The sequence below is a fragment of the Phytopseudomonas daroniae genome (assembly GCF_004327275.1).
Taxonomy (GTDB): domain Bacteria; phylum Pseudomonadota; class Gammaproteobacteria; order Pseudomonadales; family Pseudomonadaceae; genus Aquipseudomonas; species Aquipseudomonas daroniae.
Genome location: NZ_QJUJ01000012.1, coordinates 1 through 19758, shown reverse-complemented (window position 1 = coordinate 19758; position 19758 = coordinate 1). Strand labels below are relative to the sequence as shown.

Annotated in this window: 19 protein-coding genes; 9 read left to right on the top strand and 10 right to left on the bottom strand. The window is 62.2% G+C overall.

All coding sequences use genetic code 11. The features are described 5' to 3' along the window. Nucleotides 1–91 precede the first annotated feature (91 nt). From DNK10_RS22450 to DNK10_RS22440, 3 genes are all read right to left on the bottom strand, one after another. Nucleotides 92–1255: a dipeptidase gene (locus DNK10_RS22450; RefSeq protein WP_131193093.1), complete on the bottom strand. Its 1164-nt coding sequence runs from the start codon at nucleotides 1253–1255 to the stop codon at nucleotides 92–94. A gap of 57 nt (nucleotides 1256–1312) precedes the next feature. Next, nucleotides 1313–2251 carry a GGDEF domain-containing protein gene (locus DNK10_RS22445; RefSeq protein ID WP_131179833.1) on the bottom strand — a complete coding sequence of 313 codons (939 nt, stop codon included), beginning with the start codon at nucleotides 2249–2251 and terminating at the stop codon, nucleotides 1313–1315. A 167-nt stretch (nucleotides 2252–2418) separates the two neighbouring features. Beyond that, nucleotides 2419–3072 carry an alpha/beta hydrolase gene (locus DNK10_RS22440; RefSeq protein WP_131179834.1) on the bottom strand — a complete coding sequence of 218 codons (654 nt, stop codon included), beginning with the start codon at nucleotides 3070–3072 and terminating at the stop codon, nucleotides 2419–2421. Between the two features lie 479 nt (nucleotides 3073–3551). On the opposite strand from DNK10_RS22440, the gene DNK10_RS22435 reads away from it, so the two are divergent. The 4 genes from DNK10_RS22435 to DNK10_RS22420 all read left to right on the top strand — a co-directional run bounded on the left by DNK10_RS22435 (nucleotide 3552) and on the right by DNK10_RS22420 (nucleotide 7854). Continuing rightward, nucleotides 3552–4580, top strand: coding sequence for an amino acid ABC transporter substrate-binding protein (locus DNK10_RS22435; protein WP_131179835.1), 1029 nt, complete (start codon nucleotides 3552–3554; stop codon nucleotides 4578–4580). Nucleotides 4581–4647: 67 nt separating this feature from the next. Then, nucleotides 4648–5826: an amino acid ABC transporter permease gene (locus tag DNK10_RS22430; RefSeq protein WP_131193092.1), complete on the top strand. Its 1179-nt coding sequence runs from the start codon at nucleotides 4648–4650 to the stop codon at nucleotides 5824–5826. 12 nt (nucleotides 5827–5838) lie between these two features. Next, complete coding sequence (locus DNK10_RS22425) at nucleotides 5839–6939, top strand: amino acid ABC transporter permease (protein ID WP_131193091.1); 1101 nt, start codon at nucleotides 5839–5841, stop codon at nucleotides 6937–6939. A 153-nt stretch (nucleotides 6940–7092) separates the two neighbouring features. Beyond that, complete coding sequence (locus DNK10_RS22420) at nucleotides 7093–7854, top strand: amino acid ABC transporter ATP-binding protein (protein WP_131179838.1); 762 nt, start codon at nucleotides 7093–7095, stop codon at nucleotides 7852–7854. Nucleotides 7855–8089: 235 nt separating this feature from the next. Here the strand turns inward: DNK10_RS22420 and mmsB are convergent, their stop codons facing one another. Genes mmsB through DNK10_RS22405 form a run of 3 tightly spaced genes read right to left on the bottom strand, consistent with a single transcriptional unit; the run spans nucleotide 8090 to nucleotide 11894 of the window. Then, nucleotides 8090–9001, bottom strand: a complete 912-nt coding sequence (gene mmsB / locus DNK10_RS22415; RefSeq protein ID WP_131179839.1) for a 3-hydroxyisobutyrate dehydrogenase — start codon at nucleotides 8999–9001, stop codon at nucleotides 8090–8092. 10 nt (nucleotides 9002–9011) lie between these two features. Continuing rightward, nucleotides 9012–10508 (bottom strand): CoA-acylating methylmalonate-semialdehyde dehydrogenase, encoded by a 1497-nt coding sequence (locus DNK10_RS22410; RefSeq protein ID WP_131193090.1) that lies wholly within the window; start codon nucleotides 10506–10508, stop codon nucleotides 9012–9014. Nucleotides 10509–10541: 33 nt separating this feature from the next. Continuing rightward, the gene (locus DNK10_RS22405) at nucleotides 10542–11894 is read right to left on the bottom strand and encodes an MFS transporter (RefSeq protein WP_131179841.1); all 1353 of its coding nucleotides are present in this window, start codon (nucleotides 11892–11894) and stop codon (nucleotides 10542–10544) included. Between the two features lie 121 nt (nucleotides 11895–12015). Between DNK10_RS22405 and DNK10_RS22400 the strand changes: the two genes are divergently transcribed. The 5 genes from DNK10_RS22400 to DNK10_RS22380 all read left to right on the top strand — a co-directional run bounded on the left by DNK10_RS22400 (nucleotide 12016) and on the right by DNK10_RS22380 (nucleotide 15683). Next, entirely contained in the window at nucleotides 12016–12960 is a 945-nt protein-coding gene (locus tag DNK10_RS22400) for a LysR family transcriptional regulator (protein ID WP_131193089.1), read from the top strand. A 75-nt stretch (nucleotides 12961–13035) separates the two neighbouring features. Next, nucleotides 13036–13542: a nuclear transport factor 2 family protein gene (locus DNK10_RS22395; RefSeq protein WP_131193088.1), complete on the top strand. Its 507-nt coding sequence runs from the start codon at nucleotides 13036–13038 to the stop codon at nucleotides 13540–13542. Nucleotides 13543–13647: 105 nt separating this feature from the next. Further along, nucleotides 13648–14358 carry a phosphatidylcholine synthase gene (pcsA, locus tag DNK10_RS22390; protein ID WP_131179844.1) on the top strand — a complete coding sequence of 237 codons (711 nt, stop codon included), beginning with the start codon at nucleotides 13648–13650 and terminating at the stop codon, nucleotides 14356–14358. A gap of 18 nt (nucleotides 14359–14376) precedes the next feature. After that, on the top strand, nucleotides 14377–14682 hold the full coding sequence (locus tag DNK10_RS22385) for a GIY-YIG nuclease family protein (protein ID WP_131193087.1): 306 nt from the start codon (nucleotides 14377–14379) through the stop codon (nucleotides 14680–14682). A 65-nt stretch (nucleotides 14683–14747) separates the two neighbouring features. Then, entirely contained in the window at nucleotides 14748–15683 is a 936-nt protein-coding gene (locus DNK10_RS22380; protein WP_131193086.1) for a glutathione S-transferase family protein, read from the top strand. A gap of 8 nt (nucleotides 15684–15691) precedes the next feature. On the opposite strand, the gene eutC is transcribed toward DNK10_RS22380, so the two are convergent. The 4 genes from eutC to DNK10_RS22360 form a co-directional block, all read right to left on the bottom strand. Beyond that, nucleotides 15692–16501, bottom strand: a complete 810-nt coding sequence (eutC, locus tag DNK10_RS22375; protein ID WP_131193085.1) for an ethanolamine ammonia-lyase subunit EutC — start codon at nucleotides 16499–16501, stop codon at nucleotides 15692–15694. Between the two features lie 9 nt (nucleotides 16502–16510). After that, a complete protein-coding gene (locus DNK10_RS22370) occupies nucleotides 16511–17905 on the bottom strand; it encodes an ethanolamine ammonia-lyase subunit EutB (protein WP_131193084.1) in 1395 nt (464 codons plus the stop codon). A 207-nt stretch (nucleotides 17906–18112) separates the two neighbouring features. After that, nucleotides 18113–19558, bottom strand: a complete 1446-nt coding sequence (gene eat, locus DNK10_RS22365; protein ID WP_131193083.1) for an ethanolamine permease — start codon at nucleotides 19556–19558, stop codon at nucleotides 18113–18115. 75 nt (nucleotides 19559–19633) lie between these two features. Further along, the coding region (locus tag DNK10_RS22360; protein WP_131192306.1) for an aldehyde dehydrogenase family protein at nucleotides 19634–19758 on the bottom strand (125 nt) is incomplete at its 5' end.

Genomic DNA, 19758 nt, shown 5'->3' with positions numbered 1-19758 from the left:
CGGTTGATTAAGGAATGAACGACAGTCAGTGTAAAGCAAGACGCGCGCATGGCGAAGTACCCTGCGGATGCCGTCATTACGGGGTTTCAGATCAGCCTGGTGGCAGGCTGGCGAGCAGCAGGCGCTGGACGTTGCCACCCATGATCGCGGCGATCTCCTCGCGGCTGAAACCGGCACCGAGCAGTCCTTCGGTCAGTTGGGCGAGGCCAGTGACATCGAAAGGCGCATGGATGGTGCCGTTGAAGTCGGAGCCGAGGGCCACATGGCGCACGCCCACCAGGTCGGCGGTGTAGCGAATCGCCTCGACGATGGCCGCTACCGAGGTCGCGCAAACGGCGGTGTCCCAATAGCCGATGCCAATCACGCCACCTGTGGCGGCAATCGCGCGCAGGTGCCTGTCACTCAGGTTGCGGGTACCGGGACAGGTTCCTTCGACGCCGCCGTGGGAGACCAGCAGCGGGCGCGTGGCGATGGCCAGCACGTCGTCCATCAAGGGACGCGAGGCATGAGCCAGGTCGATCAGCATGGATTTTTCTTCGAGACGAGCGATGACCTGTCGGCCCAGGGGCGTCAGACCGCCCTTTGCCAGGCCATGGGCCGAGCCACCGATCTCGTTGTCGAAGAAGTGGGTCAGGCCTGCCATGCGAAATCCTGCGTCGTAGAGACGGTCGAGGTTATCCAGTTGCCCTTCGAGGGGATGCAGGCCCTCGGTGGCCAGCACGGTGGCGACGCGGTGCGGATCCTGATTCCAGGCCTGAAGAAAGGCTGCCAGGTCAGCCCGCGTCCTGATTGGCACCATGCGGCCGTCGCTGCCCACCGCTGCCTCATGCAGCTTTTCGGCTTGATACAGGGCGCGCTGCAGCAGGCTGTTCCAGGTCGCTCGTGGCCAGCGCTGGGCCATGGCGAGCAGGGTGATGGTGTCGCTGTCGGCGCCGTTGCTTTCGTAGTTCAACCCGCGGGGAGACTTGGTGACGGTGGAGAACACCTGCAGGCCGACGCGCCCCTCCAGCATGCGCGGCAGATCCGAGTGACCGTAGCCGTAGCGCTTGAGCAGGTCGCGCTCCCAGAGCAGAGCGTCGTCGTGCAGGTCGGCGATGAACAGGGTGTCGTGCAGGCGGGTGGCTGCCTGGCCGGCCAGGTAGGGCGCGGGGGATTCGACGCTGTTCATGCGCCGGTCGAGCACACTGGGCAAGGTGAAGAACACGCCTGCGGCAACGATCAGGGCAACCGGAGCGATCAGCAGGCGTTTACGCATTGGGAGTATCCACGGAAGGGCATGGGGTCTCGCAGCATGCCACGCGGTGACGGCATTTCAGTGACAGAGGCGGTTGCGGCCTTCGTTTTTCGCCCGGTACAGGGCTTGATCCGCGCGGGCGATCAGGCTGGTCAGGCTGTCCTTCGGCACCATCTGGGTCAGCCCGAGAGAAATGGTCACGCCGGGCTGGGCGCCCAGCGGCGAGTAGAAGGCCCCGATCTGCTCCAGGCTCTCGCGCAAACGCTCGGCGATGTCGGCGGCCTGTTGCAGGGGCAGTTCCGGCAACAGAATGACGAACTCCTCACCACCGAAGCGAACCAGGCTGTCGCGGGTACGCAACTGCCTGCGCAGGGTATGGGCAACCAGGCACAGGGCATAGTCGCCGGCCAGGTGTCCGTGCCGATCGTTGTAATCCTTGAAGTGATCGACATCGAGCATCAGCAGGCTCAGGGGCTGGCAACTGAACAGGCAACGGGTACGTTCGCGCTCGAATACATGCTCCAGCCAGCGCCGGTTGAAGGCGCCGGTGAGCTTGTCGACATTGGCGTTCTGCTCGCTGTCGATCAACTGGCGGTTACCCTGGCGCACGCGGCTGCAGAGTACTTCCAGCAGGTTTTGCATCATTTGCGGTGACTGCTGGAACAGTGTGTTCAAGTCATCGCGGTGCAGGCGCAGCACGCTGCTCGGCTCGGTGGCCACTACATAAGCGCTGGGATGTTCGTTGTCGATAAAGCTGATTTCCCCGGCGCAGTCGCCTGGCCGCAGGGTGGTGACCGGCTGGTTATCCAGGGAGCCCAGGTAAACCTTGAGGCTGCCGTTGACCACTATATAAAGATACTGGTTGCGATCGAACGGCGAGAGCACGACTTCGCCGGTATCCAGGTCGCAGGGGCGAAAGGAGTCGAGCAGCCGTGTCAGGCTGCCGAGTGCAACGTTGTTGAACAGTCGCAGATGGCGGATCTGCTGGAGGTCGGTCTGCCAGTGGGCTGCCTTCATGGCATCAGCATCCTTGCTCGAAACGATTAACGATCGGCACCGCTAACGCTCCCTTGGTCGATGACCCCCATTCATGGCGAATGCGAGGGCCTCATTCCCGCGACAGTATCCGTCGGCCCGGAGGCTGGCAATGCTCTCGCGTCATGATGACGACAGGCGGCATGCCGTTATAGACGGGCTGCCAGCCAGGCACCGATGTCGCGTATTTCTTCCGCCAATACTTCGTGGCCCATGGGGTATTCCTGCCATGTCACGCTGACGTCACGTGCGCGTAGCCAGTCATGGGCGGCGCGGCCCATGCCAGGAAGCACCACACCATCCTGATTGCCGTGCAGGCAGTACACCGGTACAGCGCGTTGCAGATCGCTCAATTGCGCCTGCTCGGAAAAGGTCGGTGCGTAGGTGGACAATGCCAATACACCACCCAGCGGGCCCTGCCAGCGCAGAAACCCGGTATGCAGTACCACCGCGCCGCCCTGGGAAAAACCGGCGAGGAAGATGCGCGCCGGATCAATGCCGCCGTCGCGCTGTGCTTCGATGAGGTCGATGACCTGTTGCGCGGACTGTTCGAGCTGCTCGCGATTGATCGCCCTGGCGGGGCTCATGGCGATGATGTCGTACCAGCTCGGCATCTCATAGCCGCCATTGACGGTCACAGGGCGTGTAGGCGCCTGAGGCAGAACGAAGCGCGTACTGCGCAGCGATTTCTGCAGAGCCTCGGCTACGGGTTGGAAATCGAAGCGGTCTGCACCCAGACCGTGCAGCCAGATGACACAGGCGTCGGCAGTAAGTGGGGGCTGCAGTACCAAAGTGGTATCCATATGTTGCTCCATTGTGGGGCTGTTGCTCTGTTTTGGTGCGTTGTGTTTTTGGGCGCTACGCTAATCCGTGAACAAGATGTCGCAAGATTACAAGTTTCGCCCTTGACCTGCCCAGGCCACGGGAAAAATCAAGGGATGGTATGGGCTTTGCTATAAAGCTGAAGACTGATGTCGTTGGCCTTGGGCGGTAACACCGCCTAAGGTTACGGAGCAGACGGGGAAGCCGATTTGATGGGGTTTCCAAAAGGTTCGTAGGGCGCTGCATGCCCTGCGATTTGCAAATTCGCTATCCGTCTCAGGCCCGTTCACCAACGGGTTGGTGCGAGAGTTGATGACTCACACTCGAACAGGTCGCTACACTCGCGCCGAGGTCTGGTCACCGGTCGACACCGTTGCTGCCAACAGTGCCGACATGCCCCAAAAGGGTACGGCGATCCGGCTGAGACTCCAACACAACAAAAGCAACCGGAGAATATTCAATGAAGATGGTTAAAACCACCCTGGCGATGTTGACCGCCGCCGCCGTTCTGGGCGCTGCAGGCATGGCCCACGCCGGTGCCACCCTGGATGCGGTGACGAAGAAAGGTTTCGTACAGTGCGGCGTCAGCGATGGCCTGCCGGGCTTCTCGGTACCGGATGAGAAGGGCAACTATCAGGGTATCGACGTCGACATCTGCCGCGGTGTAGCCGCAGCGGTATTCGGTGACGCGACCAAGGTCAAGTACAGCCCGCTGACCGCCAAAGAGCGTTTCACCGCGATCCAGTCCGGTGAAGTCGACATGCTCTCGCGCAACACCACTTGGACCAGCTCCCGCGACGGCGGCATGGGCCTGGTTTTCACCGGCGTGACTTACTACGACGGTATCGGCTTCCTGGTTAACAAGAAGCTGGGCGTTGCCAGTGCCAAGGAGCTGGATGGCGCGACCATCTGTATCCAGGCAGGCACCACCACCGAGCTGAACGTCTCCGACTACTTCCGCTCGAACGGCCTGAAATACACCCCCATCACTTTCGACACTTCCGACGAGAGCGCCAAGTCCCTGGAAGCTGGTCGTTGCGACGTGCTGACCTCCGACCAGTCGCAACTGTACGCACAGCGTATCAAGCTGGGCGCGCCGGATGACTGGGTGGTACTGCCGGAAGTGATCTCCAAGGAGCCGCTCGGCCCGCTGGTTCGTCGTGGCGACGAAGACTGGATGGCTATCGTCAAGTGGACGCTGTTCGCCATGCTCAACGCCGAAGAGCTGGAGGTCGACTCGAGCAACGTCGAAGCCCTGGCCAAGGAAACCAAGAACCCTGACGTAGCCCGTATGCTGGGTGCCGATGGTGAATACGGTAAAGATCTGAAGCTGCCGAAGGACTGGGTCGTCCAGATCGTCAAGCAGGTCGGTAACTACGGCGAAGTCTTCGACCGTAACATCGGCAAAGGCAGCGAGCTGAAAATCGAGCGTGGTCTCAACGCTCTGTGGAACAAAGGCGGTCTGCACTACGCTCCTCCAGTGCGCTGATTGACCTGTCGCCCGGTAGCTTGTTGCTGCCGGGCGATTTTCGTTCCGTTATACCTGGGGCATTCCCATGCAGAAAAACATCGGCGCACCGCAAGGGTTTTCCCTGAGCGATCCACGTGTGCGTGCCTGGCTATTCCAGATCATCACCATCGTAGGGGTGATCGCGCTAGGCTGGTTCCTGTTTCACAACACGCAAACCAACCTGCAACACCGGGGTATCACCTCCGGCTTCGACTTCCTCGAGCGCAGTGCCGGCTTCGGCATCGCCCAACACCTGATCAGTTACACCGAAGCGGACAGCTATGCCCGCGTCTTCGTCATCGGCCTGCTCAACACCCTGCTGGTTTCCATCATCGGCATCGTGCTGGCCACCTTCCTGGGTTTCATCATCGGTATCGCGCGGCTTTCGCCGAACTGGATGATCAGCCGGTTGGCGACCGTCTACATCGAGGTCTTCCGCAACATTCCGCCGTTGCTGCAGATTCTCTTCTGGTACTTCGCCGTGCTGCTGCCGCTGCCGGGGCCGCGCGCCAGCATCAACGTGGGCGACAGCTTCTTCCTCAGCAACCGTGGCCTGAACATGCCGGCGGCCGAGCCGACCGGCGCGTTCTGGCCGTTCGCGGTCGGTGTGCTGGTCACCATCGTCGCCATCGTGCTGATGACCCGTTGGGCCAACAAGCGTTTCGAAGCCACCGGCGTGCCGTTCCACAAGTTCTGGGCCGGCCTGGGTCTGGCGATCGTCATCCCGACGCTGTTCGCGCTGATCTTCGGTAGTCCGCTGCACTGGTCGGTACCCGAGCTCAAGGGTTTCAACTTCGTTGGCGGCTGGGTGATGATCCCGGAACTGCTGGCGCTGACCATCGCACTGACCGTCTACACCGCAGCCTTCATCGCCGAAAACGTGCGCTCCGGGATCAACGCGGTCAGTCACGGACAGACCGAGGCGGCTCGCTCCCTGGGCCTGCGCACTGGCCCGACCCTGCGCAAGGTGATCATTCCCCAGGCCATGCGGGTGATCATTCCGCCGTTGACCAGCCAATACCTGAACCTGGCGAAGAACTCTTCTCTGGCGGCCGGTATCGGCTATCCAGACATGGTGTCGCTGTTCGCCGGCACGGTACTCAACCAGACCGGCCAGGCCATCGAGGTGATCGCCATCACCATGAGTGTGTACCTGGCGATCAGTATCAGCATTTCCCTGCTGATGAACTGGTACAACAAGCGCATCGCGCTGATCGAGCGGTGAGGACCTAGCGCAATGAGCACAACCCATATTTTCAAACCCGATCAGCCGCCACCCAGCTCCAGTGTTGGTGTGGTCGCCTGGATGCGTAGCAACCTGTTCTCCAGCTGGTTGAATACGCTGCTGACCTTCTTCGCCATCTACCTCGTCTGGCTGATGGTGCCGCCTTTGCTCAAATGGGCGTTCATCGACGCCAACTGGGTGGGCAGCACCCGTGCCGACTGTACCAAGGAAGGCGCTTGCTGGGTGTTCATCCAGGCGCGCTTCAGCCAGTTCATGTACGGCTTCTACCCCAGTGAATTGCGCTGGCGCGTGGATCTGACCGCCGTGCTGGCGATCGTTGGTGCAGCACCGCTGTTCATTTCCCGCTTCCCGCGCAAGGCCATCTACGGCATCGCGTTCCTGGTGATCTACCCGGTCGTTGCCTGGAGCTTGCTGCATGGCGGTGTGTTCGGCCTGGAAACCGTGCCGACCAGCCGTTGGGGCGGTCTGATGCTGACCCTGGTGATCGCGGCCGTAGGTATCGCCGGTGCGTTGCCACTGGGCATTCTGCTGGCGCTGGGACGACGTTCCAACCTGCCTGCGGTGAAGGTGGTCTGCGTGACCTTCATCGAGTTCTGGCGTGGCGTTCCGCTGATCACCGTGCTGTTCATGTCCTCGGTGATGCTGCCGCTGTTCCTGCCCGAGGGCATGAGCTTCGACAAGCTGATGCGTGCGCTGATCGGGGTGATCCTGTTCCAGTCGGCCTACATCGCCGAAGTGGTACGTGGTGGCCTGCAGGCTATTCCCAAAGGGCAATACGAAGCGGCCGGTGCCATGGGCCTGGGCTACTGGCGGATGATGGGTCTGGTGATCCTGCCGCAAGCACTCAAGCTGGTGATTCCGGGCATCGTCAACACCTTCATCGCCCTGTTCAAGGATACCAGTCTGGTGATCATCATCGGCCTGTTCGATCTGCTCAACAGCGTCAAGCAGGCGGCTGCCGACCCGGCGTGGCTGGGCATGGCGACCGAGGGCTACGTATTCGCCGCCCTGATTTTCTGGATTTTCTGTTTCGGCATGTCCCGCTATTCCCTCCATCTGGAGAGGAAGCTGGATACCGGTCACAAACGTTAGGAGCTGTTCAGTATTCGCTGCGCGTCGGCCAGGCGGCGTTGAAAACACTCTCGAAATGCTCATGTACAACAGTACATTCCGCTTTCTCGACTGTTTTCGCCTTGCCTGGCTCTAGCTCGCCAAATCCTGAATCAGCCCCAAGGAGTCACTTAGATGAGCGAAGCAAACAAGCAACCCAGCGCCGAGCCGATCATTCAGTTGCAGGGCGTGAACAAGTGGTACGGGCAGTTCCACGTACTCAAGGACATCAATCTGGATGTACGTCAGGGTGAGCGTATCGTGCTCTGCGGACCCTCGGGTTCGGGCAAGTCCACCACCATCCGTTGCATCAACCGTCTGGAAGAACACCAGGCCGGTCGCATCATGGTCGATGGCACTGAACTGACCCGCGATCTCAAGGACATCGAGACCGTGCGTCGCGAAGTGGGCATGGTGTTCCAGCACTTCAACCTGTTCCCGCACCTGACCGTGCTGCAGAACTGCACCCTGGCGCCGATGTGGGTTCGCAAGATGCCCAAGCGCAAGGCCGAGGAAATCGCCATGCATTTCCTCGAGCGCGTGCGTATTCCGGAGCAGGCCCACAAGTTCCCGGGGCAACTGTCCGGCGGCCAGCAACAGCGTGTGGCCATCGCCCGCGCCCTGTGCATGAAGCCGAAGATCATGCTGTTCGATGAGCCGACCTCGGCACTCGATCCGGAAATGGTCAAGGAAGTACTCGACACCATGATCGGCCTGGCCCAGGACGGCATGACCATGCTCTGCGTGACCCACGAAATGGGCTTTGCCCGTACCGTGGCGGATCGAGTGATCTTCATGGACAAGGGTGAGATCGTCGAGCAGGCCGAGCCCAATGCCTTCTTCGACAATCCGCAGAACGAGCGTACCAAGCTGTTCCTCGGCCAGATCCTGCATTGAAAGGCGACACCGCAATTGAGCCAGGCCACTGGCTCACGGGCTGAGCAGGCATTTCGCCGAAGAAGTTCGAGGTACAACAAGTAGCCGTATAAAACGCGGCTGGAAACCGAGGCGAAAGAGCGCGTGCGGGCTGTCTATTGTTCAGCCTTCGGCGCGCTCTTCGACTCCGTGAAGTCTGCTACCGCCCTCCTGTTGATCGGCCACGCCGAGGGCGGACTGTTTCCTGGTCTGGCTATCAAGGCCTTTCAGGATCGTCGCGCTCCTGTTTTCGCAGATAGCGTCTGATGATCGCCGAGAAATCCAGTCCGCCATGTCCCTCGCAACTGAAACTCTGGTAGAGCTGCTGGGCCAGAGCGCCGAGTATCACCGGTTGCCTGATCTGCCGTGCAGCCTCGGTCGCCAGGCCGAGATCCTTGAGCATCAGGTCGGTGCCGAACCCGCCGCTGTAACCGCGCGATGCCGGCACGTTGTCGAGCACGCCGGGGTAGGGGTTGTTGGTGTCTGAGCTCCAGCAGCGTCCGCTCGACGTGTTGATGATGTTGGCCAGGATCTTGGCATCGATACCCAGTGATACACCGAGAGCCATGGCTTCGGCGACACCGATCATGGAGATGCCGAGCAGCATGTTGTTGGACACCTTGGCGACCTGGCCATTGCCGCTGCCGCCACAGTGAACGATGTTCCTGCCCATCGCCGCGAGAATCGGCTGTGCCTTGGCGAAATCCTCTTCGGCGCCACCGACCATGAACGTCAGGGTGCCATTCGCCGCACCGCCCGTGCCACCCGAGACCGGGGCGTCGAGCATCGGGTTGCCATGCTCGGCTGCGGCCCTGGCGACCTCGCGGGCGCTGATCGGGTCAATGGTGGATGAGTCGATCAATAGCACGCCGGGCGCGACCTTTGCCAGCAGGCCATCCTCGCCCAGATAGACCGCCTTCACATGCGCCGAAGCCGGCAGCATGGTGATGACGACCTGGGCATCCGCCAGCACGTCACAGGCCGTATCGGCGCCTTTCGCCCCGGCCTCCACCAGCGCCGCGACCGCGCTGGTGGAAAGGTCGAAGACGCTCAGCCGGTGGCCGGCCTTGAGCAGGTTGAGGGCCATCGGCCCACCCATGTTGCCTAGCCCGATGAATCCGATGTTCATGGTCGTTGCCTCACTTCAGGGTGATGGTGGTATTCACCGCGCCGCCGACATCGTTTTCGTCGAACCAGCGTTGGGTGACGGTCTTGGTCTGGGTGTAGAACTGCACCACCTGTTTGCCATAGGGGCCGAGGTCGCCGAGCTTGGAGCCGCGCGAGCCGGTGAAGGAGAACATCGGCACCGGCACGGGAATCGGCACGTTGATACCGACCTGGCCGACGTCGATCTCTTCCTGAAAATGCCGTGCGGCGGCACCGGAGCGGGTGAAGATCGCCGTGCCGTTGCCATTGGGGTTGGCGTTGATCAGCGCGATGGCGTCGTCGAGGGTGGCGGCGTGCACCACGCAGAGCACCGGTCCGAAGATTTCCTCGCGGTAGATGCTCATGCCCGGCGTGACCTTGTCGAAGATGGTCGGGCCGACGAAGTTGCCTTTGTCGTAGCCGGCAACCGCCGGGTTGCGCCCATCCAGGGCCAGGCTGGCGCCTTCATTGACGCCCCGTTCGATCAGGCCGCTGACGCGATCCAGGGCCGCGCAGGAAATCAGCGGGCCGACATCGGTGCCGGCCTCCACACCGGCGCTGACCTTGAGCGTCTTCGCCCTGGTTACCAGATCCGGCAGCCAGTTCTGGGCCTCGCCCACCAGAATCACCACCGACAGCGCCATGCAGCGCTGGCCGGCAGCGCCGAACGCGGCGCCGGCGAGGTTGTTGAGTGTCTGTTCCTTGTGCGCATCGGGTAGGACGATGGCGTGGTTCTTCGCGCCCATCATGCACTGCACGCGTTTGCCAGCCTGGCTGGCGCGGTTGTAGACGTGGGTGCCGATACGAGTCGAGCCGACGAAGGACACGGCCTTGATGTCCGGGTGATCGCAGATCGCATTGACCGCTGCTTCGCCGCCGTGCACCACGTTGAGCACCCCAGGCGGCACGCCGGCCTCCAGCGCAAGTTCGCACAGGCGCATGGTGACCATCGGATCCTGCTCGGAGGGTTTCAGAACGAAGGTGTTGCCGGTGGCGATGGCCATGGGGAACATCCATAGCGGGATCATCGCAGGGAAGTTGAACGGCGTGATGCCGGCACAGACGCCCAGCGGTTGGAGCAGTGTGTAGGTGTCGACGCCGCCCGCGACGTTGTTGGCCAGCTCGCCCAGTTGCAGGTTGCCGATGCCGGCCGCGTGCTCGACCACTTCCAGGCCGCGGAATACATCGCCTTCGGCGTCGGCGAGGGTCTTGCCCTGTTCAGCGGTGAGGATGGCGGCGAGTTCCTTCATGTGCTCGCGGATCAGTTGCTGGTACTTGAGGAATATCCGTGCACGGGCGCCGATGGGCGTCTTGCGCCAGCTCTTGAAAGCATGGCTGGCGCTGGCCACGGCTGCTTCGATTTCCTCGCTGGTGGCGAAGGGCACGCGTGCCAGTACATCCTGGGTCGCCGGGTTGACGATATCGCGCCACTGCTGGGTACGTGACTCGACGAATTCGCCGTTGATGAGCAGTTTGACTGTAGCGGTCATGGTTCGATCCTTGTCTGGGAAGGCGAAAGGGGATCAGCGGGCGCGCAGCGGTGAGCGGCTCGGCTCGTCGAGCTCTTCGGTCACGCGGGGCAGGCGGGCCGGGTCGCCGCGCATCAAGGCGGTGCAGAACAGCGCGACCACGCCCATGCCGATCAGGTAGGCAATGACGTAGCGCGGGCTGCCATCAGCGGCACTGAGCAGGCTGGTGGCGATCATCGGGGCGAAACCACCTCCGAGCACACCGGCCAGTTGCACCGAGAGTGAGATGCCGCTGTAACGAATTTCCGCCGGGAACTGGCGGGCAAACAGCAGGGACTCCGGGGCGTAGAGGATCGGGAAGACCACACCTACCGCCAGTACCATCGCCCACCAGACCAGCAGCGGCTCGCGAGTGCCGAGCATGGCGAAGAAGGGATAGACGAAGGCGCAGAGCAGAAGCAGGCCGGCGAAGTACAGACGCTTCTGGCCGACGCGATCGGACAGCCAGCCGCAGAACGGCATGGTCGCCAGCGACAGCGCGGCTCCGGCGGTGATGGCATGCAGGACGTCGCCACGGGGAATCTGCAACTGATTGGCGGCGTAGGCGAGGGCGAAGGTTACCGCCATGTAGAACCAGGCATTTTCGGCCGTGCGCGCACCGATGATGGTCAGCGTTGCGCGCGGATGTTTTCGCACCACCTCCATCAGCGGCAGGCGTACGCGGCGGTTCTGTTGCTTGAGTTTCTCGAAGTCGGGTGACTCGGCGACCTTGACCCGGATCAGCCAGCCCACGGCCAGCAGTACCACGCTGGCCAGGAATGGCAGACGCCAGCCCCAACTGAGCATCTGCTCTTCGGGCAGGGTGGCGACCGCGCCCATGGCCAGCGTGGACAACACCAGGCCAGCACCGACGCCGGTCTGCGGCAGGCTGCCGTAGAAGCCTTTCTTGCCCTCGGGGGCGTGTTCGACGGCCATCAGTACCGCGCCACCCCATTCGCCGCCCACCGCCATGCCCTGCAGGAAACGCATGATTACCAGTAGCACCGCGGCCCAGTAGCCGATCTGCTCATATGTGGGGATCAGGCCGATGGCGATGGTCGGGATGCCCATCATCATCAGGGTGAGCATCAGCATCGATTTGCGTCCGATGCGATCGCCGAAGTGGCCGAAGACGATACCGCCCAGCGGCCGGCCGATAAAACCAACCGCGTACGTAGCGAAGGCAGCCAGTACACCGGTTATGGGATCGAGGGTGGGGAAGAACAGCTTGTTGAAGACCAGCGCGGCCGCAGTGCCATAGAGGAAGAAGTCGTACCACTCGATGGTGGTACCCGCCATGCTAGCCAGGCCAGCGATGCGATAGTGCTTGCGACCGGAAGCCGCCCCTTGAGGACTTGATTCGTTCATGAGCTGCCTGCTTTTGTTTTTGTTGTAGAAACGTGGAGCTGTCGGCAGCTGGCAAGCGCTGCTTGTCTGGAGTATAGGTATGCAAATTTTTTCCTTGTAACCTTAAAAAAACAGGTTTGTTATGCAAAAAAGCATAATGTCCGCTAGTCAGATGAACTGGGATGACCTCAAGTTCTTCCTCGAAGTGGCGCGAACCCGCACCGCCAGTAGTGCCGCCAAACGGCTGGGGGTCGACTACACCACGGTGTCGCGGCGCATTGGTGCATTGGAAAGGGCTCTCGGCACGTTGCTGTTCGAGCGCTCTCGTGCCAGTGGTTTTTTATTGACGGCGGAGGGACAGCATCTGTTGGGTTACGCGGAAGCGCTGGAAAGCACTCTGCAAACGGCTTGCGAGCAGGTTTCGGGGGCCAGCCTGGCGCTGTCAGGCCATGTTCGCATCGGCTCGACCGAGGGCTTCGGCAGCTATTTCGTCGCGCCGCAACTGGGAGGCTTTCAGGATATTTACCCGAATATAGCCATCGATTTACTGCCGGTGCCGCACTTCATAAGTCTGTCACGGCGAGAAGCGGACATTGCCATCACCCTGGAGCGCCCCGAGCGCGGCCCCTACGTGTGCTCGAAGCTGTGCGATTACGCCCTCAAACTCTATGCGACCCCTGCCTACCTGGATGCCCATCCGCTGATCCACAGCGTGGATGACCTGAACCGGCACCCGTTCATCACCTACGTCGATGACCTGGCCTTCAGCCCGGAACTGCTCTATCTCGAGAGCATCGTGCCGAATGCCAGTAGCACGCTACGCAGCACCAGTGTAGTCGCCCAGTATCTGGCGGCCCTGCAAGGTCGGGCGTTGGCCATTCTGCCATGCTTCCTGGCCGCTCCAGATGATCGCCTGGTCGAGGTGTTACCGGGTCAGGTCACGGTAACCCGGCAGTTCTGGCTCTACTACCGGGAGGATCTGCGCAAGCTCAAGCGCATCACCCTGGTCGCTGATTACCTACGTGGGTGCGCAGAGCGCAATCGCGCATTTCTGCTTGGGGATAGTTCGCATATGGTGATCGCGTGACCCTAATGAGTCGCAGAAAATGGTAGTTCTACCCTTCGCCAGCGATACTGCAGGACGTTTTCCGGAGCCCATGCCATGTCCGTTGCCAATGCCCAACTGATCACCCGTTTCTATCAGGCTTTCCAGCGGCTCGATGCCGAGCAGATGGTGAGCTGCTATGCGCCGGATGTGTGTTTCAGCGATCCGGCCTTCGGCACCTTGCGGGGTCACGATGCTGGCGATATGTGGCGCATGCTGACCAGCCGTGCGCAGGACTTCTCGCTGACGTTCAGCGATATCGAGGCCACCGAGCACGGCGGCAGCGCCACCTGGGTCGCCACCTACCTGTTCAGCCAGACGGGGCGCACTGTGATCAATCACATTCGTGCCCGCTTCGTGATTCGTGATGGGCTGATCGTCGAGCACCATGATCACTTCGATCTGTGGCGCTGGGCCGCTCAAGCACTGGGCTTTCAGGGGTTGCTGATTGGCTGGACGCCAATGCTGAAGAAGACCGTGCGCAAACAGGCGAGCAATGGTTTGCGCCGGTTCCAGGCCGACCGAGCGACGGGCGGGCAGCAAGGTGTGGAAGCGCGCAGGTGAACGGAATGGTAGGCTTTCCGGTCTGAACCTTCATCCACGGTGGGCAGATTGTGCGCAATTGGTCTATTCGTTGAATGTAAGCCCGTCCGCCAGAGAATTTCGATCATGAGTGTTATGTCGCTATCACCCAGTAAAGCCAAGGCATGGAGCGTGCACGCGGTAACCGCCAGCGGGGTGATCCTTGGCATGCTGGCCTTGCTTGCCCTGATCGAGGGGCGTGCGGAAAACTGCCTGCTGTGGCTGGGGTTGGCACTGCTGGTCGATGGTCTGGACGGTACCCTGGCGCGCAAGTACGACGTCAAGGTGGTGTTGCCGCATTTCGACGGCTCGACCCTCGACCTAGTGATCGATTACCTCACCTACGTATTCATCCCGGCGATCTTCGTCTATCGCTTCATCCCGCTGCCTGAATACACGCTGCTGTTGTCCGTCGGCATCATCCTGCTGTCGTCGTTGTTCTGCTTCTGCAACGTCAACATGAAGAGCAAGGACAACTACTTCGTCGGCTTCCCCGCGGCATGGAACGTGGTGGTGGTGTACCTCTACCTGCTCGACTTCGAGCCATGGGTGACCTTCCTCGTCATCATGGTGCTGGCCGCGCTGACGCTGACCCGCATGAAGTTCCTGCACCCGTTCCGGGTCAAGCAGTTCATGCCGCTGAACATCGCCGTGACCATGGTCTGGATGTTCGCCTGTGCCTTGCTGATCCTGCAGTTTCCGGCACAACCGCTATGGCTGCTGGTGCTGTGGGGCCTGTCTTCGGCCTATTTCGTCGGCATGTGCGTGTGGCGCTCTGCCCGCGAATGGCTCGCCTGACGCCGTTCGGTACGCGCAATGAGCATCAGCCAGGATAAAGCCTGGTTCGTCTACCTGGTGCGCGCCGCCAATGGCGCGCTCTACTGCGGCATCAGCGACGATCCGCAGCGCCGCTTCGCCCAGCACCAGAGTGGCAAAGGCGCACGCTTCTTCTTTTCCAGCCCGGCGGTGGCCCTGGTCTACAGCGAAATCTGTGCCGGCAAGGGCGATGCCCTGCGCCGCGAGCGAGCGATCAAGCGGCTGGGCAAAGGGGCCAAGGAGGCGCTGGTTGCCACCGGTAGTCTGATGCACCTCCCTGATGAGCAGCCATCACCAATAGCCTGAGTAGCTGGGCCTCGATTTGTCTTCAGCGTAAGCTGCAGGCCTGATTCCGTTACTGGAGGCCTGCCATGCCTGAGCTGATCCTGCACCATTACCCCACATCGCCCTTCGCCGAGAAGGCGCGTCTGTTGCTGGGCTTCAAAGACCTGGCCTGGCGTTCGGTGCAGATTCCGCCGGTGATGCCCAAGCCGGATCTCACCGCCCTGACTGGCGGCTACCGCAAGACGCCAGTGCTGCAGATCGGTGCCGACATCTACTGCGACACCGCATTGATCGCCCGCCGCCTGGAAGCGCACCAGGCACAGCTGGCGCTACTGCCGGATACCCAGGCGTTCGCCATCGCCGCCTTCGCCCAATGGGCCGATTCCGTGGTGTTCCAGCATGCGGTCAGCCTGGTGTTCCAGCCGGAGTCCATTGCCGTGCGCTTCGCCAAGGCTCCCCCGGAGTTCATCCAGGCCTTCATCGCCGACCGCGCCAAGCTGTTCACCGGTGGCCAGGCCAGCCGTTTGCCGGCCGAGCAGGCCAAGCACCAGTGGCCGGCATTCATGGCACGCCTGCAGGCCCAGTTGGACGCTGGCGGCGGTGACTTCCTGTTTGGCGAGGCGAGCCTGGCCGATATCGCCCTGGCTCACCCGCTGTGGTTCCTGCGCGCAACGCCGGTGACCTCGCCGCTGGTCGATGGCTACCCGGCCGTCGCGGCCTGGCTGGATCGGGTGCTGGCCCGTGGGCACGGCAAGCCTGAGCCGTTGAGCAGCGAGGACGCCATCACGGTGGCACGCGAGGCCGCTCCGGCGCCCTTGCCGGAGGAGGTGTTCAGTGACCCCAACGGCTTCGTCAGCGGTCAGGCCGTGGCGATTTCCGCCATCGACTACGGTGTGGATGCCGTGGAAGGCGAACTGCTGTTCGCCGGCGCGGAAGAGCTGATTCTGCGCCGCGAGGATCCCCGCGCCGGGATCGTGCACGTGCACTTTCCGCGGCTGGGGTTTCGTATCGAGGCGCGCTGAGGATCGACTCAGCTGTTGTCCGGTAGCAGGAAGTTGCCCGGCCCGGCGTTTTCCAGGGTCGGCACTTCGGCTTCGTCCTTCAGGTCGACGCCCGATAGCTGACGCCGACAGGCTTCACGCATCAGGTACATCAGGCGGAAGGTCGCCATGCCGTAGCTCAGGCCTTCCAGACGCACGTTGGAGATGCAGTTGCGGTAGGCATCGTTGAGGCCGACCCGCGGCGCGAAAGTGAAGTAAAGGCCCAGGCTGTCGGGGGAACTGAGGCCAGGGCGTTCGCCGATCAGGATCACCGTCATCTTCGCCCCCAGGCGTTCGCCCACTTCGTCCGCCACCGCGACCCGGCCCTGTTCGACCAGGGTGATGGGCGCCAGTGTCCAGCCTTCCTCGCCGATCTGATCGAGCAACCGTTCCAGAAACGGCAGGCTGTGGCGGCGCACGGCCAGTGACGACAGGCCATCGGCGATGACGATGGCCAGGTCGTAACCACGGCCCTTTTGCGTGGCGTATTCATCCAGCGTGCCTGCGGATGCCTCGTTGAGGCGCCGGCCCAGATCCGGGCGCTGCAGGTAGATATGTCGATCCGCCGCAGCGCTCTGCACCAGCAGAGTGTCGAGCCCACGGCCCTGCAGCTCCTCGCGTAGGCCCTCATGGTCGAACGGCAGGTGCACGGCGTCGCGGGCCTGGGCGTGGGCGAACTGGAAGTCCAGCTGCGCGGCGGTCGGCAAACTGGTGCCCGCCCGACCCAGGGCGATACGGGCCGGGGTCAGTTGTCGCAATTGCTGCCAGGGGTTTTCGGTAGCGGGGGATTTGTCTGCCATGACGACCTCTCAAGCCAGTTGCGCCAGGGCCTGGCGGAATGCTGGCGGCAACTCGTCGCCCATGCGTAATTGACCACCCTGCTGCTGGAAGATGCCCATGCGCGCCAGCCACTGCTCGAACTCCGGCGCGGCGTGCAGGCCAAGTACCTTGCGCGCGTAGAGGGCATCGTGGAACGAGGTGGTCTGGTAGTTGAGCATCACGTCGTCGGAGCCGGGAATGCCCATGATGAAGTTGATGCCGGCGGTGCCGAGCAGGGTCAGCAGCATGTCCATGTCGTCCTGATCGGCTTCGGCATGGTTGGTGTAGCAGATGTCGCAGCCCATGGGCACGCCGAGCAGCTTGCCGCAGAAGTGATCCTCCAGGCCGGCGCGGATGATCTGCTTGCCGTTGTACAGGTACTCGGGGCCGATGAAACCGACCACTGTGTTGACCAGGAACGGGTTGAAGTGCCGGGCCACGGCGTAGGCGCGGGTTTCGCAGGTCTGCTGATCGACGTCGTGGTGGGCGTTGGCCGACAGGGCGCTGCCCTGGCCGGTTTCGAAGTACATCAGGTTGTTGCCCAGGGTGCCGCGTTTCAGGCTCAGGCCGGCGTCGTAACCTTCCTGCAGTACCTTGAGGCTGACCCCGAAACTGGCATTGGCCGCCTCGGTGCCGGCGATCGACTGGAACACCAGATCCAGCGACGCGCCGCGCTCGATGGCGGCGATGGAACTGGTGACGTGGGTCAGCACGCAGGACTGGGTGGGAATTTCATAGCGCTGGATGATCGCGTCGAGCATATCCAGCAGGGCGCGGATCGAACTTGCGCTGTCGGTGGCCGGGTTGATGCCGATCATCGCATCGCCATTACCGTAGAGCAGGCCATCGAGGATGCTGGCGGCGATGCCGGCCGGATCATCGGTGGGATGGTTGGGCTGCAGCCGTGTGGACATGCGCCCGCGTAGGCCCATGGTGTTGCGGAAACGAGTGACCACCCGGGTCTTCTGGGCCACCAGCACCAGATCCTGCACGCGCATGATCTTCGAGACGGCGGCAACCATCTCCGGGGTCAGCCCCGGCGCCAGGGCGCTCAGGCTGGCTTCGTCGGCATCGTCGCCGAGCAGCCAGTCGCGCAGGCCGCCGACCGTGAGGTGGCTGACCGGAGCGAAGGCGGCGGCATCAAAGGTGTCGATGATCAGCCGGGTGACTTCGTCCTTTTCGTAAGGAATCAACGCTTCCTGCAGGAAATGCTTGAGCGGCACGTTGGCCAGGGCCATCTGCGCTGCGGCGCGTTCGGCATCGCTTTGCGCGGCGACCTCCGCCAGGTAGTCGCCGGAGCGCGCCGGGCTGGCCTTGGCCATCAGCTCGCGCAGGCTATCGAAACTCCAGGTCATGTTGCCGATGGTATGGGTGAAGCGAGCCATATCAGTTCTCCCGGGCACCTCTAAAAACTACCTGCGTTGTCATCGCTGCGTTGAAAACAGGCTCGTGCGCGAGTCCGATCAGAATGCTCATGTACAAAAGTACACTCCGCTTCCTCGCCTGTTTTCGCCTTACGCTGACTGCCTCGCCTACGTTTTTAAAGGTGCCCTCATTGTCGAGTGGCTGCCGAGGCGGCCACTCGGGGTCAATCAACGCAGGGAGCGTTCGGCGGCCTGAATGGCGGCGAACTCTTCCTCCGGCGTGCCGGACACCAGATGGTGACGGCTGTACAAGGCGAAGTAGGCGATGAACAGAGCGTAGATGACTGCCGCGCCGATCACGACCCTCGGGTCGACCAGGAAGCCGGCGATCAGCGCTACCGCTGCCAGCACCAGAGCCACCGACGACGTCAGTGCGCCGCCTGGCGTGCGGTACGGGCGTGGCATGTCCGGGCGGCGTACGCGCAGGGTGACGTGTGCGGCCATCATCAGTACATAGGAAAGCGTCGCACCGAATACCGCCACCAGAATCAGCAGGTCGCCCTGGCCGCTCAGTGACAGGCCGAAGCCGATGATGCCAGGCACGATCAATGCCATGACCGGCGCCTTGTTGCGGTTGGTCAGCGACAGGCCGCGTGGCAGGTAGCCGGCGCGCGACAGAGCGAAAATCTGCCGCGAATAGGCGTAGATGATCGAGAAGAAGCTGGCGATCAGGCCAGCCAGGCCGACCAGGTTGACGAACTGGCTCATCCAGGTGGAGCCGCCGTAGACCTTGACCAGTGATTCCACCAGCGGGTTACCGGAGGCGATCAGCGATTGAGCGCCGGCCGCACCCGGGCCGACCAGCAGGATCAGTCCGGCGAAGGTCAGCAGTACCAGCATCGCGCCAATCAGGCCGCGGGGCAGGTCGCGTTTCGGATCCTTGGTTTCTTCGGCAGCCAGTGGCACGCCTTCGACCGCCAGGAAGAACCAGATCGCGTAAGGCAGTGCGGCCCAGATGCCCAGGTAGCCGAACGGCAGGAAGGCGCTGGCGCCAGTCGCCTCGGTAGTGGGGATGTCGAACAGGTTGGCGACCTGGAAGTGCGGCACCATGGCGACGATGTATACGCCCAAGGCAATGGCCGCGACCGCGGTGATCACGAACATCAGTTTCAGTGCCTCACCGGCTCCAAGGATGTGAATGCCGATGAACACCACGTAGAACACCAGGTAGATGATCCAGCCGCCGATGCCGAACAGTGACTCGCAGTAGGCGCCGATAAAACAGGCGATGGCCGCGGGAGCAATGGCGTATTCGATGAGGATCGCCGTGCCGGTGAGGAAGCCGCCCCAGGGGCCGAAGGCGGTGCGAGTGAAACCATAGCCGCCACCTGCAGTAGGAATCATCGAGGACAGTTCGGCCAGCGAGAAGCACATGCACAGGTACATGGTCGCCATCAGCAGTGTGGCGATGAACATGCCGCCCCAGCCGCCCTGGGCCAGGCCGAAGTTCCAGCCGGCGTAATCGCCGGAGATCACGTAGGCAACGCCGAGGCCGATCAACAGGATCCAGCCAGCAGCGCCTTGCTTCAATTGCCGGTTGGCAAAGTACTCGGCTCTGACGGCTTCGGTTTCCACACCACCCTGAGAGGGTGTGGTCAGTGTCTCTTTGGACATTTCAAGACTCCTTCACGCCCCGTGGCAGTGCTGCATCGGGGGCATTGTTTTTATGGGGTGGCTGTCTATGGAAGATCAGAAGAAGCCCAAAGGGTTGATGTCGTAGCTGATCAGCAGGTTCTTGGTCTGCTGATAGTGGTCGAGCATCATCTTGTGGGTTTCGCGCCCGACCCCGGACTTCTTGTAGCCGCCAAAGGCCG

Bases quoted from the DNA above. Each gene is read 5' to 3' on its own strand.
- DNK10_RS22450 (WP_131193093.1), bottom strand. From the start codon at position 1,255: ATGCGTAAACGCCTGCTGATCGCTCCGGTTGCCCTGATCGTTGCCGCA.
- DNK10_RS22445 (WP_131179833.1), bottom strand. From the start codon at position 2,251: ATGAAGGCAGCCCACTGGCAGACCGACCTCCAGCAGATCCGCCATCTG.
- DNK10_RS22440 (WP_131179834.1), bottom strand. From the start codon at position 3,072: ATGGATACCACTTTGGTACTGCAGCCCCCACTTACTGCCGACGCCTGT.
- DNK10_RS22435 (WP_131179835.1), top strand. From the start codon at position 3,552: ATGAAGATGGTTAAAACCACCCTGGCGATGTTGACCGCCGCCGCCGTT.
- DNK10_RS22430 (WP_131193092.1), top strand. From the start codon at position 4,648: ATGCAGAAAAACATCGGCGCACCGCAAGGGTTTTCCCTGAGCGATCCA.
- DNK10_RS22425 (WP_131193091.1), top strand. From the start codon at position 5,839: ATGAGCACAACCCATATTTTCAAACCCGATCAGCCGCCACCCAGCTCC.
- DNK10_RS22420 (WP_131179838.1), top strand. From the start codon at position 7,093: ATGAGCGAAGCAAACAAGCAACCCAGCGCCGAGCCGATCATTCAGTTG.
- mmsB (WP_131179839.1), bottom strand. From the start codon at position 9,001: ATGAACATCGGATTCATCGGGCTAGGCAACATGGGTGGGCCGATGGCC.
- DNK10_RS22410 (WP_131193090.1), bottom strand. From the start codon at position 10,508: ATGACCGCTACAGTCAAACTGCTCATCAACGGCGAATTCGTCGAGTCA.
- DNK10_RS22405 (WP_131179841.1), bottom strand. From the start codon at position 11,894: ATGAACGAATCAAGTCCTCAAGGGGCGGCTTCCGGTCGCAAGCACTAT.
- DNK10_RS22400 (WP_131193089.1), top strand. From the start codon at position 12,016: ATGCAAAAAAGCATAATGTCCGCTAGTCAGATGAACTGGGATGACCTC.
- DNK10_RS22395 (WP_131193088.1), top strand. From the start codon at position 13,036: ATGTCCGTTGCCAATGCCCAACTGATCACCCGTTTCTATCAGGCTTTC.
- pcsA (WP_131179844.1), top strand. From the start codon at position 13,648: ATGAGTGTTATGTCGCTATCACCCAGTAAAGCCAAGGCATGGAGCGTG.
- DNK10_RS22385 (WP_131193087.1), top strand. From the start codon at position 14,377: ATGAGCATCAGCCAGGATAAAGCCTGGTTCGTCTACCTGGTGCGCGCC.
- DNK10_RS22380 (WP_131193086.1), top strand. From the start codon at position 14,748: ATGCCTGAGCTGATCCTGCACCATTACCCCACATCGCCCTTCGCCGAG.
- eutC (WP_131193085.1), bottom strand. From the start codon at position 16,501: ATGGCAGACAAATCCCCCGCTACCGAAAACCCCTGGCAGCAATTGCGA.
- DNK10_RS22370 (WP_131193084.1), bottom strand. From the start codon at position 17,905: ATGGCTCGCTTCACCCATACCATCGGCAACATGACCTGGAGTTTCGAT.
- eat (WP_131193083.1), bottom strand. From the start codon at position 19,558: ATGTCCAAAGAGACACTGACCACACCCTCTCAGGGTGGTGTGGAAACC.